Raw genomic sequence first — 15395 nt, 5'->3', positions numbered from 1 at the left:
GCCGGAGGGAGGGGAGGCACCCCCCGGCCAGGGGGGCGATCAGCCTTTGGCGGTGCGCCGCTTCTTGTCGGGATCAAAGAAGGGCATCGACGCGGTGGTCGCGGCGATCTCGCCATGGGTGGCGCAGTTGACGACCAGCTTGGTGCCCTCGTTCGCGCAATCGACCGGCAGGCGGGCGATGGCGACGGTCCAGCCGTTCAGGGGCGAATGCATGGCCTGCGTGACGACGCCAATCTTCTTGCCATCGCGGAACACCGGCGCGCCGTTGCCGGGCACCGCTGATCCCTCAAGTTTCAGGCCCCAGATCTTGAAGCGCTCCTTGCCCTTCAGGCGGTAATGCTCTTCGGCACCGCGAAAGCCCTGCTTGCCGGGGCTGACGGTGAAATCCAGACCCAGCTCCCACAGGGTATCGCCACCCGGCTGGTCGTCAAAGGGATACATCTCGCTGTTGTCATAGGGGAAGAACAGCAGATAGCTTTCCGTGCGCAGCATATCCAGCGTGGTAAAGCGGCAGGGGATGATGCCCATGTCGCGGCCTTCCTCAAGGATGCGGTCCCAGACCATGGGCGCGTCCTGCCCGCGGATGAACAGCTCATAACCGCGCTCGCCGGTGTAGCCGGTGCGAGAGATCATCACCGGCTTGCCGAACAGCGAGGTCTGCAGATGCGCGAAATAGGGCAGGTCGCGGATGCCCGGCACGTGCTTCGCCAGATAATCCACCGCCAGCGGCCCTTGCAGCGACAGATCGTGCAGGTTGTCGTCAAAGCGCACCGAGACATCGCGCCCGTAAGCCGCCATGGTCAGCTGCTCGAACCCCTGACCCGAGCCATGCACCACCATGAAGGCATTCGGCCCGGTGCGATAGATCACGCAATCGTCGATGAACTTGCCGGCATCGTTCAGCATGCAGGCATAGACCGAGCGGCCCGGCATCAGCTTTTCCATGTTGCGCGTGGTCGCGCGCTCGATCACATGGCTGGCGGCGGGGCCGGTGATATGCACCTTTTTCAGGCCCGAAACATCCATCAGCCCGGCCTTGGTGCGGATCGCCATATATTCGGCATCCGGGTCGCCAGCGGTATAGGACCAGGCGGTGGCCATGCCGCTCCAATCCTCCAGATCCGAGCCAAGGGCGCGGTGGCGGTCGGCAAGCGTCGAGAAACGCCAGGAATTCGTCATGTCTTTACCTCCTGTTGGTCGTTCGGGCCGTCATGAACGCGGCCGTTCTTTCTTGGGGTCGTAATGCGGAAAGGCGGTGATGCGGGCGGGCAGGCGCTTTTGCTGGCCGTCGAGCTTGCCGACCTCGATCGCGGTGCCCTCGGCGGCATGGGTCACGTCCACGCGGGCCAGCGCGATCTGGCGGTCAAGGATCGGCGACCACATGGCCGAGGTGATCTCGCCCACCTGCGCGCGCCCGATATGTAGGCAATCGCCGTGATGGGCCGGGATGCGGCTGTCGATTTCCAGCCCAACCAGTTTCCAGCGTGGATTGTCCTTGCGCCGGATCAGCGCCTCGCGGCCGATGAAATCGTCGGGTTTGGATTTCAACGGCACGGTAAAGCCGATGCCGGCCTCGAACGGGTCGGTCTGGTCGGTGAATTCGTAATCGGCAAAGACCAGCCCCGCCTCAATGCGCAGCAGATCCAGCGCCGCAAGGCCCATCGGCCGCAGTGCCATCGGCTTGCCCGCCGCAGAGATGGCGGCAAAGACCTCGGCGCCGTCCTTGGGGTGGCAGAACAGCTCATAGCCCAGCTCGCCGGTATAGCCGGTGCGCGAGACGACGACCGGCGCGCCTTCGGGGCCGCCGATGCGGCCCGTCGTCCAGCGGAACCAGCCCAGTTCGGTGATCGCGGTCTGATGCGGCGCGGTCCAGACCACCTGATCCATCAGCGCGCGGCTTTTCGGCCCCTGCACCGCAAGGTTGTGCAGCTGATCGGTCGAGCCGCGGATCATCACCTTCAGCCCCAGCGCCTGCGCCTGTTCGCGCATCCATTCGCCGCCGAAATCGCTGCCGCCGATCCAGCGGAACCGGTCCGGCCCCATGCGGAACAGCGTGCCGTCGTCGATCATGCCGCCATGCGGGTAGCACATCGCCGAATAGACCACCTGCCCGTCGCCCAGCTTTTTCACGTCGCGGGTCAGCACCCATTGCATCAGGGCCTCGGCATCAGGGCCGGTGATCTCGAACTTGCGCAGCGCCGACAGGTCCATGACGGCCACGCCCTCGCGGCAGGCGCGGTATTCCTCGACCGGAGAGGAGTTCGGGAAGGTATTGGGCAGCCAGAAGCCCTTGTATTCGATGAAATCGCGGGTCAGCGCAGCAAAATCGTCGTGAAAGGCGGTTTGGCGGGTCATGATCGGCGGGCTTTCGGGCAGGGGGCGCCATGCGATGGCGCGCTGGAATTTCTCGGTGGCGGCATAGCTGCGGACATGGATGTCCGACAGATGCCAGCCATTGGCGGGGCTGGTGTCATCGGGGCAGGCCGAGCTGACGCAGACCACATCGGTCAGGGCGCGCAGCAGCACATAATCGCCCGGCCGCGACCACGGCTCGTCCGTCATCAACACGCCATGGGCATCGATCCATGTGTTGAAGAAGAAATTCGCGGCCATCCAGCCCTTGCGCGGATCGACGCCGTATTCCGCCAGCGCGCCGTTGAAATTATCCGAGCAATTGGCATGGCCGGGATAGCCGATGTCGTCGTAATATTTGGCCGCGCAGGCCATGGCAAAGGCGTCATGCCGCCCGCAGGTGTCCTGCACCACCTCGACCAGCGCCGTCATGTCCTGATCGAAATATTTCGCATGCAGGCCGGGCATGGCATAGCTGTGGCCAAGAATGGTGCGGGTCGTGGTCACGTCCAGCGGGTTCTGGATGCCCCGGTCCAGCTTGCGCGCGTCAAAGCACTGGAAATCGGTGCATTGCCGGCCATCCACGTCAAGGATCTGGATATATTCCCCGGCGCGGACCAGATAGGCATTCGCGGTCGCGGATTTCACCCGGATGTCCAGGATCGGCTCGGCCAGCGGATCGGGCAGATCAAAGCCCTGCCGGACCTGCGGATTGGCGCGTTCGATCAGCAGGGTCAGAGGACTGGCTGTATCGCCGGCCTCGGGCGGCATCGGATCGGCCGGGGCGCAGACGATCAGCCAGCCGGCGGCCTCGGCGGTAAAGTTGGCGCTGTCGCCCGCCGGGCTGTCCGCGCCAAAAAGCGTGATCGCGCAGGGTCGGCCAAGATCGATCCCGCGCGCGGCGATGCCGCGCGCCAGCCGGGTCAGGCTTGCGTCATTCCCGGCCAGCGCGCGGCGCAGGCCCTGCGGCTCCTCTTCCGCGGGACCAAGAAGGCCGGGGCGGCCGTCCATGAAACTGCCGATCAGCTCGGCGCGCTGGCCACCCTCGGCATTGATCACGGTCAGGCGGTCGCCCTGCGCCATGGCCAGCAGCACCGCCCCGCCGCCCGCAACGCTGTGGCGCTCCTGGGCCGGCGCATGTCCCGACGCCCCCGCCAGCCGCAAGCCGCTGGGCTGCGGCGGTCCGGGACGAAGCAGGCGAGGATAGGTGATGCTGGTCATGGCCGGCCTTCGCATAAAAAAGGGGCGACGGGGAACGTGCGCCCCAGTGGGGGTTCAGTTGCGCAGATAGGCTTCCATGCTGTCGTCCAGCGCATCCTTCCACGGCGTATGGTGCGGGGGCGCCATGGTCCCGGTGATGACCGAGCGGTAGGAATGGTTGCGGAAGCCCATGATGTCATCGACCTTGTGATGCTTCCATTCAAAGAAGGCCTCACAGGCGCCATCGACATCAAAGCTGGGATAATCGGTGTCGGCGATCAGCTCCTTGACGTAGTCGCCCTGGTATTTGATCGCATATTTCACGTCATCGCTGGCCTCTTCGCGGGCCTCGCGTTCGGCCACGTCAGCCATCAGGGCCTGCCTGTCGGCGGGCACGGCGATGCGGTTCATGATGATGTCGCGCACATACCACGCCTGAGCGTCGAACATGTTGAAGGTGAACCACTGATCCTGCATGCCCAGATAGAACATGCGCGGATTGTCGACATAGACCACGCCCTTGTAGAGATCCGCCGCCGCCAGCCGGTTCTTGGTCTTCAGCCGCAGATCGTCGGGCAGGAAGGGGAAATAATGCCGGTAGCCGGTGCACAGGATGATCGCGTCGATCGTCTTGCTGCTGCCGTCGGTGAAAAAGGCGGTCTTGCCCTCGACCCGGACCAGCGCCGGCTTTTCTTCCCAATTGTCAGGCCATGCAAAGCCCATCGGCGCCGAGCGATAGCAGGAGGTCACCGATTTCGCGCCGTATTTCCAGCATTGCGAGCCGATATCCTCGGCCGAATACGAGGCACCGACGACCAGCACATCCTGACCGCTGAATTCACGCGCGTCGCGGAAATCATGGGCATGGGTGATGCGGCCATAGAATTGGTCGAAACCGGGATATTCCGGCACGTTGGGGCTGGAGAAATGCCCCGAGGCGACGATGACGTGGTCGAAACGTTCCTTGTAGACATGATCGCGGGTCATGTCGTGGACGGTGACGGTAAAGTCCTGCGCCTCTTCGTCATATTCGATCCAGCGCACCACCGAGTTGAAGCGGATCCAGTCGCGCACCCCGGCCTTTTTCACCCGGCCCTCGATATAGTCGAACATCACCGCGCGCGGCGGATATGAGGCGATCTGCTTGCCGAAATGTTCCTCGAAGGGATAGTCGGCGAATTCCAGACCCTCTTTCGGGCCGTTGGTCCACAGATAGCGATACATCGAGCCATGCACCGGCTCGCCATGTTCATCGGTGCCGGTGCGCCACGTGTAATTCCACAGCCCACCCCAGTTCGACTGCTTTTCAAAACAGACCACCTCGGGGATCTCGGCGCCTTTGCGGGCGGCGGATTGAAAGGCGCGCAGCTGGGCCAGTCCCGAAGGACCGGCGCCGATCACGGCGACACGCTGGGTCATGCTGTTCTCCCGGTTGTTTGGTTCGGACCAGTTTCTGATTCCGATTTATTTGGTGTGAACCAATTACGGGCACTGGTTCGCCTCCAGGTCAAGAGTTTTTCTTGTCATGAATATTGATGCTTTGCTTTTCCGGGCCGGATCGCGAAAATCCTGACCGCCAAGGATGAGAAAATGAGCATGTCCCTAGCCCAGAGAATCGCCGTCGGCGGCGCCTTGCCGCGCCAGTTGCGCGGTGGCGCGGTGCGAATCGGCTTTCTTGCGCCACTGACCGGACCTTCGGCGCCATGGGGCAAGCCGGGGCTGGACGGCTGCCGGATCTGGGCGGATTGGGTGAACGAACAGGGCGGCATGATCGTCGCCGGCCGCCGGCAAAGGGTCGAGATCACCGCCCGCGACGCCGCGCTGTCACCACAGGAAACGCTGGCCGCCGCCCGCGATCTGGTGGACCGCGCCGGGGCGCGCATCGTGCTGGCGCTGGGTGGCGACAGCCTTGCGCCGGCGCTGCCCTGGCTGATGGCGCGGCATGCGCTGGTTTCGACGCTGCTGCCATTCGATCTGTCGCCGCAGACACCCAGCCTGATCGCCCCCTCCGAGGTGCATCCGGTCTTTGTCGTCACCGCCGTCGAATGGCTGGCCCGGCAGCGCCCCGAATTGCGCCGCGTCGCCCTGTGCAGCCAGGAGGACATGATGGGCCGCCCCTCGCTGGCCACTTATCGCACCGCCTTTGCCGCCGAGAACATGCAGATCGTGCGCGAGCTGCGCTATCCCCCCGCCGCGCGCGATGCCGAAGCCATGGTCGCGGCCATGCTGGAGGCGCGCCCCGAGGTGCTGTGCTGGTGTTCGGCCGAGCCGCATATGGTCCACGCCCTGACCGAAGCCGCATGGCGCGCCGGGTTCGACGGCCCGATTCTAAGCGCGACAGCAGATAATTATCAAAGGCTTGTCGCGCGAACTTCAACCAGTTTCATGGAAAATTTCACCTTCAATTTCCCGGATTTCGACGATCCGGCGCTGGCCGGCACGGCGTTCTTTTTCCGCCAGCCGGCGGGATTTCACGCCAGCTATCACGACCGTTTTCCGGGACAATGGTCGGCGGTCAGCTGGGAATATGCCGCCGTTTTGGACCTTTGGCACGCAGCTGTCGAAATTGCAGGCACCACAGATCCGCTGACGGTGCTGGAGGCGATGAAGCGCGGCGGCCAGATGATGCAGGTCTTTGGCCCGGCGCGCTGGCATGGCGAAGCGCTGTTCGGCATCGACAATGCGCTGGTCGGCAGCTGGCCGGTGGTGCGGGTGGTCGAAGGACGGGCGCGAATCCAGAGCTTTGGCTCGGTTCTGGGCTGGCTGGACCGGCACGAGGCCGAGCTGATCGCGCAGATGCGCGCGCTGGGGCTGCTGTGGCAGCAGCGCGGGCCGGTCAGTCCTCCTGCATAAACAGGCGCTGTTCCTCCAGCAGCAATTGCTGCACCAGATCGACGGCCTCGGCAATGTCACGGGCGGCCAGCGCCGACAGCAGCGCGCCATAGCCCTGCCGCTGCTGGTCGATGCGTTCGGGCGTCATATGGCGGCGCAACATGGCGCTGCGGTGGCGCTGGCGGCGGGTGGTGATGACCAGATTGTAGCAGGCCGACAGCAGCGGATTGCCGGTGCCCTGCGCCAAGGCCTCCAGAAAATCCTCTTCCAGCCGGGCGAACCCTGCGGCATCGGTTTCGGTCTGCATGCGCTCATGGATGCGGGCCAGCAGGTCCAGCGTCACCGGCGGCATGTTCAGGATCGCCAACCGGGTGATTTCGGGTTCAAGGATGCCGCGCACGACATGCAGATGCAGCGGCCCGGTCGCGGCCATGACCGGCGCGGCATTGTCCCAATGTTCGGGCTGGGTGACATAGGAGCCGGCACCGGCGCGGCGCAGGATCAGGCCGCTTTTCTCAAGCTGTTCCAGCGCCTCGCGCAGGGTATTTCGCGCAACGTTCAGGCTGGCGGCCAAAGCGCGCTCGGACGGCAGGCGGCTGCCCTGCGGGTAATCGCCTGAGGCGATGCGGCGGCTGAGTGCCTCAACCACCATCTGCACGGTCGAGCTTCCCGCCGAAGCATCGGCAAGATTGCGAAGCGGTAACTGCGGCAATGAAGACAAGACGGCATTCCCGGACTGGCACGCCTTTGTCATAGCGTGCCCGGCCCGGAAGTGCCATCCATCAAGGAACCAATTGATCCAGTTCTGATCCAGACCGCGACCAAAAGGCCACTAGATGTCCAGAGTGGTGTCGCGCTCCCATTGCGTCAGATGCGCGGTATAGGCGTTCCATTCCTGCGTCTTCATCTTGATATAGGCCGCCGAGAAGGCATCGCCCATCGCCGATTTCAGGCCCGGATCCTCGTCATAGGCGCGGATCGCATCCAGAAGGTTCAGCGGCAGCTTGGGCGCGCCGGTGACGGTATGGCCTTCGGCATACATGTCGATGTCCCAGCGCTTGCCCGGATCGGCCTTGCATTTCAGCCCCGAAAGACCGGCGGCGATGATGACGGCCTGCAGCAGATAGGGGTTCACGGCGCCATCGGGCAGGCGCAGCTCGAACCGGCCGGGCCCAGGGACGCGCACCATATGGGTGCGGTTGTTGCCCGTCCAGGTGACCGAGTTCGGTGCCCATGTCGCGCCCGAGGTGGTGCGCGGCGCGTTGATGCGCTTGTAGCTGTTCACCGTCGGGTTGGTGATCGCCGCCAGCGCCGAGGCGTGTTTCATGATCCCGCCCAGGAAATTGCGCCCTTCGTCCGAGAGGCTGAGTTCCTTGGACGGATCGGAAAAGGCGTTCTTGCCATCGCGGGTCCAGACCGAGATATGGGCATGGCAGCCGTTGCCGGTCAGGCCCATGATCGGTTTGGGCATGAAGGTCGCGCGCAGCCCGTGCTTTTCGGCGACAGACCGGGTCATGAACTTGAAAAAGCTGTGCTTGTCGGCGGTGGCCAGGGCGCTGTCGTATTTCCAGTTCATCTCGAACTGGCCGTTCGCATCCTCGTGGTCGTTCTGATAGGGCTCCCAGCCCAGTTCCAGCATGTAATCGCAAATCTCGGCGATCACGTCATAGCGGCGCATCACCGCCTGCTGGTCATAGCAGGGCTTCACGGCGGTATCGGCGGGGTCGGAAATCTGCGTGCCCTCGGGAGTCAGCAGAAAGAACTCCGGCTCGACCCCGGTCTTGACGTCCAGCCCCAGCTCGGCCGCCTCGGCCACCAGCCGGTTCAGCACGTTGCGCGGCGCCTGATCCAGCGGCCCGCCGCCGGCCATGACGCAGTTCGAGGCGACCCAGGCCACATCGCGTTTCCACGGCAGCTGGATCACCGAAGTCGGATCCGGCACCGCCAGCATGTCGGGATGCGCCGGCGTCAGGTCCAGCCATGTCGCGAAACCGGCAAAGCCCGCGCCGTTTTCCTGCATATCGGCAATGGCCTGCGCGGGGACCAGCTTGGCGCGCTGCGCGCCGAACAGGTCGGTATAAGAGATCATGAAGTATTTGATGCCCTTGTCCCGGGCGAAGGCAGCGAGATCCGTCATGGGAATTCCCTGTTGGTTCGGGTTCAGGCCGGGGCGGGGTGCATGGCCCCGCCCTCTGGCCGCAAGTCAGAAGCCGGGGGCTCAGAAACCGCTCTGGCCGGGGACCCAGCTGGTGCCCGCCAGCGGCACGCCGGCCATGGCAGCGGCCTCGATGGTCAGGGCGCAGAGGTCTTCGGGTTCCAGATTGTGGACATGGCTCTTGCCGCAGGCACGCGCGATGGTCTGACATTCCAGCGTCAGCACCGCAAGATAGTTGCGCAGCCGCCGGGCGCCCTCGATCGGGTCGAAGCGCTGCATCAGCTCGGGGTTCTGGGTGGTGATGCCCGCCGGATCTTTGCCCTCGTGCCAGTCGTCATAGGCATCGGCAGTGGTGCCAAGCGCGGCATATTCCGACGCCCATTTCGGATCGTTCTCGCCAAGCGCCACCAGCGCGGCGGTGCCGATGGCGACGGCATCGGCGCCAAGGGCCAGCGCCTTGGCCACATCCGCGCCGGTGCGGATCCCGCCCGAGACCACCAGCTGCACCTTGCGGTGCATGCCCAGATCCTGCAGCGCCTTCACGGCGGGGCGGATACAGGCCAGCGTCGGCTGGCCAACGTTTTCGATGAACACGTCCTGCGTCGCCGCCGTGCCACCCTGCATCCCGTCCAGCACCACGACATCGGCCCCGGCCTTGACCGCCAGCGCGGTGTCGTAATAGGGGCGCGCGCCGCCGATCTTGATATAGATCGGCTTTTCCCAATTGGTGATCTCGCGGATTTCAAGGATCTTGATCTCCAGATCATCCGGCCCGGTCCAGTCGGGATGGCGGCAGGCCGACCGCTGGTCGATGCCCATGGGCAGGTTGCGCATGCGCGCCACGCGCTCGGTGATCTTCTGGCCCAGAAGCATGCCGCCGCCGCCGGGTTTGGCGCCCTGACCCACAACGATCTCGATGGCATCGGCGCGGCGCAGGTCGTCGGGGTTCATACCGTAACGCGAGGGCAGGTATTGATAGACCAGCTTTTGCGAATGGCCGCGTTCCTCATTGGTCATACCGCCGTCGCCGGTGGTGGTCGAGGTGCCAGCCAGCGTCGCGCCGCGTCCCAGCGCCTCTTTCGCCGGACCCGACAGCGCGCCAAAGGACATGCCGGCGATGGTCACGGGGATCTTCAGCTCAATGGGCTTCTTGGCGAACCGCGTGCCCAGCGTGACCGAGGTGTCACATTTCTCGCGATAGCCCTCCAGCGGATAGCGCGAAATCGAGGCGCCAAGGAACAGCAGGTCGTCGAAATGCGGCACACGGCGTTTCGCGCCACCACCACGGATGTCATAGATGCCGGTGTCGGCGGCGCGGCGGATCTCGGCGTTGATCTCGGGGCTGTAGGTCCAGCTGTCGCGCGGCTTGGTCTGCGGGGTCTTGTCCATGATGTCCTTCATCAATAGGCGCCAGCGTGGTCGACGTGGAAGTTGTAGAGCTTGCGGGCCGAGCCGTAGCGTTTGAATTCCGAAGGATCGGCATCGGCCCCGGCGCGGTCCAGAAGATCGCGAAGGATCTCGACATGTTCGGGGCGCATCTCTTTTTCGATACAGTCCGAGCCCAGCGATTTCACCGAACCGCGCACGAACAGCCGCGCCTCATACAGGCTGTCTCCCAGCGCGTCGCCGGCATCGCCCAGCACGACCAGGTTGCCCGATTGCGCCATGAAGGCCGACATATGGCCGATATTGCCATGCACGACGATGTCGATGCCCTTCATCGAGATGCCGCAACGCGACGAGGCATTGCCCTTGATGACCAGAAGCCCGCCATGGCCGGTGGCGCCCGCATATTGGCTGGCGTCGCCGTCGATGATGACGGTGCCCGACATCATGTTCTCTGCGACCCCCGGCCCGGCCGAGCCGGTCACCTTGACGGTCGCCTGCTTGTTCATGCCGGCGCAGTAATAGCCGGTCGAGCCCTTGACCGTGACTTCGATCGGCGCGTCAAGGCCGACGGCGATGGCATGGGCGCCCTTGGGGTTCAGGATTTCCCATTCGGTCTGGTTGGTCAGCGCGGCCTGCGCCTGCAGGGCGCTGTTGAGTTCACGCAACGGCGTGGTGGCAAGGTCGATGCTCTGCATGCTCAGCGTTCCCAGAAATAGACGGTGGCGGGCTCGGGTTCCCAGACGCGGGCGGTCTCGATGCCGGGCAGGTTGGCGAGTGCGCGGTATTCGCTGCCAAAGGCCACGTAATCCTCGGTCTCGGCCATCACCGCCGGTTTGCAGGCGATGGGGTCGCGCACGACGCCAAAGCCGTTCTTGGTGCCGACGACGAAGGTAAAGAAGCCGTCCAGATCGTCCAGCGTGCCTTCCAGCGCCTCGCCCAGATTGGCACCCTCGGCCAGCCGCGACGAGATATAGCAGGCGGCGACCTCGGTATCGTTATGGGTCTGCGGCGCGAAGCCCTTTTCGGTCAGCACGCGGCGCATGGCATTGTGGTTCGAGAGCGAGCCGTTATGCACAAGGCATTGGTCGTCGCCGGTCGAAAACGGATGCGCGCCCATGGTCGTCACCGCACTTTCGGTCGCCATGCGGGTATGGCCGATGCCATGGCTGCCGCCCATCTGGCGCAGGTGGAACCGCGCTGCCACGTCCTTGGGCAGGCCGACTTCCTTGAAGATCTCCATCGAATGGCCGGCACCCATGATGCGAATGCCTTTTTCGACCATGAAGGCGCGGGCCTGCGCCTCGGTGCCTTCGGGCAGGGTCAGCACGGCATGGGTGTCGATCACGCGCATGTTCACCGGCCCTTCCAGCGCATGCGACAGCGCCACATCAAGGCCGTGGAAGGTGGCATCGGGCGTGTCCGATTGCACCGTCATTTTCAACGCGCCAGCCTCATCGCCATAGATCGCAATGCCGGCGCTGTCGGGGCCGCGGTCGGTCATGGTGATCAGCATGTCGGTCAGCATGTCACCGAGTTTGGGCCGCAATCCTTCGTTCTTGAGGAAAAGGCCAACGATGCCGCACATCTTCGTCTCCATCGCTGCGAGGTCACTGTTGGAATTATTATCAGGAAACAAGATTTCTTAAAGAGAAAAGTTTTATGCGCTGATCTCCATGCCGCGCTGGACATTTCCGGCCCAGTTTACAGGCACAGAAGCCCGCTGCGCGGCATGGGCACGCGGATTCTGCTGCGGGGTTGGGCAGATGATTCTCGGGGAACGGGAGGTTGAGTCGTGTGGCGTGAATGAGGATGGGTGTGCGGGTGACGGGATCGCGAGGTTGGAGGTAGGTTGATTACATAACTCTGGTTATCGTGTTTTTGATCTGTAGAGGTAAAGTGGAATGATCACCTCCGCCCTGACACCCGATGATGAACCGACGGCCAAAAAGAAGCCATTTGGCCCGTTTCGGCGACCATTGGTTGGCCAAATGTTTACCATCGGACCGTCGACCTGATCGATGTTGATATATTTCAATCTCTTACAGTCACGACCGACTTTCTCGCTTTCCCTTCCAACCAGAGGCCGAGGCCACTGCGATACTCGTTCGGCCCGATTGACGCAGCGGGAACATTTCAGCAACACCTCAGGCACTGACCAGCGATAGCCTCGGAGCACTGGCTGGCCAGCTACAATGTTGTCGCTGCTGCGCCGGAGAATCTTTGTTCCCTGAACGGCAGGTTATGGTGAAAGGTCCGCTGAAGATGCTGTCCTGTTCTATCAACTTACGCGCTCCGGCTGCCGAGCCGCTGCCGCCATCCCTTCACGGTTACTCAAAGGTCACAACAGCCCGCGCATCGATCTTCGAGAAGCATTTCGGGCGCATTCTCGCCTTGCTTTGCGCAGACCCGCCCTGCCCCAACGATCTCGCACACGCGATGGTCCTTGAGGCCTGGCAGCCCTGCCTTTCCATGCAAGGGTTTCCTGCGCTTTGGGGTGTGCTGATGGATGATCCCTGCCTCGAGCGCCGCCCTGTGTTGACACCCCGACTTCTGGTGATTGACCGATCTGACGGCTGGGCCCGCAGCTTGCAGGGCTTGATCCGCCTGGGTCTTTCCTTCGCCCAGCAACGGTCACGGGCACCCTCGCATTTGAACGGCATCGCGCGCCAGATAGGCATGATCGAGGCCGCAGGCTATATGCCCATCGACCCGAGGATGCTGGAAAGTCTGCTTTCGGAATTTGCTCGGACTGTTCGCCTGATGCATGCCTGCCGGCCACGCCCTACCCTCTTGAGGGCCTCGCAGTGATTTCCCCCGCCGGCCGTTTCCGCATCTTTCTGGCCTCTGAGCCGGTCGATTTCCGCAAGGGGATAGACGGGCTGGTGGCGCATGTCGCCAACCATTTCGAGCTCGATCCCTTCGATGGCGCCGTCTACGTGTTCCGCTCCCGCCGCGCCGACCGGCTGAAACTGCTGGTCTGGGACGGCACCGGGCTGGTGCTGACCATGAAGCGCCTGAACGGCGGGAGGTTCACCTGGCCGAAACCGCAGGCCGGTCCGGTGGTGCTGAGCAAGGTGCAGTTCGACGCGCTGTTCGAGGGGATCGACTGGCGCGCCGTGACGGCGGCATCGGTGCGCAAGCCCTCGTTCCTCTGAGCACCCTGTAGGCCGGAAGATCCCTTCCGGTTCCAATCCACATAGCGCCGGGCATCTCGTGCCACGGCTCCGATCCATCATGCCTGTATTCAAAGGGTAATCCCATGCTGTCCGAACATTTGCACAACCAGGCTGTCGCTCCGGTCTCCATCACTCCGCAGGCCATGGCCGACCACGCTACGCCCGGGTTGGGGGGTGTCCAACCCCGCTTTGACCGCAAGGGCACGAGGCCAATGACCATCCTGATCACCGCCGACCTGCACCTGGACCTCTGGGCCCGCGCCGGGCGCGATCCGTTCGCCGGAATCCTGCCGGTGCTGCGTGACCTCGACGCGCTGATCATCGCGGGCGATCTGGCCAATGATCCGCAGCGGAATTGGCCCTGGACGCTGTCCCGGATCGCGCGGCTGGTTTCGCCCGCCCGGATCTGGGTGATCCCCGGCAACCATGACTATTACGGTGCCACGCTCGATGATGGGCCGCTCGACGAGCTTACCAAAGCCGCCGGGGTGCACCTTGCCCAGAAGCAGGTTCTGACCTTCGGCACCTGCCGCCTGCTGTGCTGCACGCTCTGGACCGACTTCGCGCTGACCGGCGATCCGGAGGCGGCCATGGTCCGCGCCGGAATGGGGATGCTGGACTACGCCCGGATCCGCCGGGCGGAGGGCGGGCTTATCCGCCCCGAGGATACCGTCGAGATTCACCGAGATCACCTCGATTGGCTGTCGCGGGAGGTCACCAAACCCTGGCAAGGGCAGACCGTGATCGTCACCCATCACGCCCCAAGCCCGGCGGTCTCCGGTCCGATCTCCGGCATCAGCCCGGCCTTCACCTCGGATCTTGACGGCTGGATCGAGGCGCACCGGCCTGATTACTGGTTCTTCGGGCATACCCACCGGCCGCTTTCCACCCGCATCCGCGGCGCGCCGGTTGTCAACGTCTCGCTCGGCTATCCCGACAAGGTGCCCGAGGGCGGTGAGGCCGAACTTCTCCTGCGCGGCCTGATCTTCCCCGGCACCTGACCACCATTCCCCCCAACCCTCTTCCCCGGCCGGGTCTCTCTCGGCCGATGGCCCCCTCATGCCCGGAGTGTTCCCATGTCCACCATCCCTTTCATAGAAGCCCGCTTCTTCAACCCGGCCGAGGGCCGCATCGAGCTCGAAACTCGCTTCATGCGGCGTCTGCGCAAGCTGCGCTGCAGGAGGATCCCTCCGGACCTTCCGGCCCCGCCCGACGAGATCGACGCGCCAGGCAAGATCTCGGACGCAGATCTGATGGGTATCATCAGGTTCGGCGATGACGACGAGGCCCGCATCAAGCGTCGGGTCAAGCGGATCCTGGAATGTCGCAAGGTAGCCTCCGGCCTCGAACATCTGAAGCGCGATGACCTTGAGCGGCTTGAGGTGCTGAAGGACGGCGCCCGGCTGATCTCCATCCGGAATGAGCATCACGCCGACGAACTGGCCGCGGCCCTGCACGAGGACATGCCCTGGATGGCCCCCGCCACCGAGATGGTTTGGCACGCGATGCGCCGCTCGGTGCGCGAGGGCTGGCCGGGCCTCAGGATGCCGCCGCTCCTGCTCGACGGTCCACCGGGCATCGGCAAGAGCCATTGGGCCCGGCGTCTCGGAGCGCTGCTGTCCACGTCCACCACCGTGATCGAGGCCACCGGGGAAAACGCATCGTTCGGCATTGTCGGTTCGCAGCGCGGTTGGGGCGGGTCGTATCCCGGCCGCCTGATCGAAACGGTGCTGCAAAGCCGCATCGCCAATCCGGTGATGGTGGTCGACGAGGTCGAAAAGGCCGGTCGGGCCACATCCACCAGCGGGCAGGCCTTCGGTCTGGCCGAGGCGCTGCTGCCGCTGCTGGAACCACTGACCGCACAGCGCTGGAGCTGCCCCTATTACCAGGTGAAGTTCGACATGAGCTGGGTGATCTGGGTGCTGACCTCGAACGATTGCCGGCTGCTGCCCGGGCCCTTGCTCAGCCGGTGCCCGCCGATCCGGCTGCGTCATCTGATCCTTGCGGAACTGCTGGCCTTCGTGCGCCGCGAGGGCGCGAAGCGTGCCCTGTCCGAGACCTCCATCGAGGCGATCTGCGAGATCCTGTCCCACCCCTCCCTGCGGCAGCATCAGCCCAGCCTTCGGGTCGCGGCTCGCATGCTGCAACGCGCCGCCGAGCTGGAACTGTTGAACGGCTTGCAATAAGGACCCCGCTTCTGGGGTGATCGGCGTCCAAAAGGGACCCCACCGACCGGGGGTTGGGTCCATTGTGCCTTCGATGATTATCGGAGGCCGAGCACGGGATGCTGA

13 protein-coding genes are annotated in these 15395 nt (G+C 64.2%); 5 read left to right on the top strand and 8 right to left on the bottom strand.

The features are described 5' to 3' along the window. Positions 1-39: 39 nt before the first annotated feature. Genes GL279_RS16325 through GL279_RS16315 form a run of 3 tightly spaced genes read right to left on the bottom strand, consistent with a single transcriptional unit; the run spans position 40 to position 4971 of the window. The gene (locus GL279_RS16325; protein ID WP_155065676.1) at positions 40-1179 is read right to left on the bottom strand and encodes an aminomethyl transferase family protein; all 1140 of its coding nucleotides are present in this window, start codon (positions 1177-1179) and stop codon (positions 40-42) included. A 30-nt stretch (positions 1180-1209) separates the two neighbouring features. Beyond that, the gene (locus GL279_RS16320) at positions 1210-3573 is read right to left on the bottom strand and encodes a trimethylamine N-oxide demethylase (RefSeq protein WP_155065675.1); all 2364 of its coding nucleotides are present in this window, start codon (positions 3571-3573) and stop codon (positions 1210-1212) included. Between the two features lie 54 nt (positions 3574-3627). Then, entirely contained in the window at positions 3628-4971 is a 1344-nt protein-coding gene (locus tag GL279_RS16315; RefSeq protein WP_155065674.1) for an NAD(P)-binding domain-containing protein, read from the bottom strand. A gap of 171 nt (positions 4972-5142) precedes the next feature. Here GL279_RS16315 and GL279_RS16310 point away from each other — a divergent pair, with 171 nt between their 5' ends. Continuing rightward, positions 5143-6405, top strand: coding sequence for an ABC transporter substrate-binding protein (locus GL279_RS16310; protein WP_155065673.1), 1263 nt, complete (start codon positions 5143-5145; stop codon positions 6403-6405). On the opposite strand, the gene GL279_RS16305 is transcribed toward GL279_RS16310, so the two are convergent. The 5 genes from GL279_RS16305 to GL279_RS16285 all read right to left on the bottom strand — a co-directional run bounded on the left by GL279_RS16305 (position 6389) and on the right by GL279_RS16285 (position 11513). Continuing rightward, positions 6389-7036, bottom strand: a complete 648-nt coding sequence (locus GL279_RS16305) for a FadR/GntR family transcriptional regulator (protein WP_155065707.1) — start codon at positions 7034-7036, stop codon at positions 6389-6391. The two genes, GL279_RS16310 and GL279_RS16305, sit on opposite strands and share 17 nt — an antisense overlap. Positions 7037-7216: 180 nt before the next feature. Beyond that, the gene (gene glnT / locus GL279_RS16300) at positions 7217-8521 is read right to left on the bottom strand and encodes a type III glutamate--ammonia ligase (RefSeq protein ID WP_155065672.1); all 1305 of its coding nucleotides are present in this window, start codon (positions 8519-8521) and stop codon (positions 7217-7219) included. A gap of 81 nt (positions 8522-8602) precedes the next feature. After that, entirely contained in the window at positions 8603-9928 is a 1326-nt protein-coding gene (locus GL279_RS16295; protein WP_155065671.1) for an FMN-binding glutamate synthase family protein, read from the bottom strand. 11 nt (positions 9929-9939) lie between these two features. Next, positions 9940-10623 carry a GltB/FmdC/FwdC-like GXGXG domain-containing protein gene (locus GL279_RS16290; RefSeq protein ID WP_155065670.1) on the bottom strand — a complete coding sequence of 228 codons (684 nt, stop codon included), beginning with the start codon at positions 10621-10623 and terminating at the stop codon, positions 9940-9942. Between the two features lie 2 nt (positions 10624-10625). Then, positions 10626-11513 (bottom strand): class II glutamine amidotransferase, encoded by an 888-nt coding sequence (locus GL279_RS16285; RefSeq protein ID WP_155065669.1) that lies wholly within the window; start codon positions 11511-11513, stop codon positions 10626-10628. 635 nt (positions 11514-12148) lie between these two features. Between GL279_RS16285 and GL279_RS19475 the strand changes: the two genes are divergently transcribed. From GL279_RS19475 to GL279_RS16265, 4 genes are all read left to right on the top strand, one after another. Then, the gene (locus GL279_RS19475) at positions 12149-12736 is read left to right on the top strand and encodes a DUF6634 family protein (protein ID WP_246175356.1); all 588 of its coding nucleotides are present in this window, start codon (positions 12149-12151) and stop codon (positions 12734-12736) included. Continuing rightward, positions 12733-13083 (top strand): IS66 family insertion sequence element accessory protein TnpB, encoded by a 351-nt coding sequence (gene tnpB, locus GL279_RS16275; protein WP_211371348.1) that lies wholly within the window; start codon positions 12733-12735, stop codon positions 13081-13083. The genes GL279_RS19475 and tnpB overlap by 4 nt, the downstream gene beginning before the upstream one ends. Before the next feature lie 233 nt (positions 13084-13316). Next, complete coding sequence (locus GL279_RS16270) at positions 13317-14105, top strand: metallophosphoesterase (RefSeq protein ID WP_155065667.1); 789 nt, start codon at positions 13317-13319, stop codon at positions 14103-14105. A 75-nt stretch (positions 14106-14180) separates the two neighbouring features. Continuing rightward, the gene (locus GL279_RS16265) at positions 14181-15290 is read left to right on the top strand and encodes an AAA family ATPase (RefSeq protein ID WP_155065666.1); all 1110 of its coding nucleotides are present in this window, start codon (positions 14181-14183) and stop codon (positions 15288-15290) included. The last annotated feature ends 105 nt before the right edge of the window (positions 15291-15395 follow it).

This window comes from Paracoccus limosus (genome assembly GCF_009711185.1).
Lineage (GTDB): Bacteria > Pseudomonadota > Alphaproteobacteria > Rhodobacterales > Rhodobacteraceae > Paracoccus > Paracoccus limosus.
The sequence above is the reverse complement of the archived record's forward strand: the minus strand, read 5'-3'. Positions and strand labels throughout refer to the sequence as shown.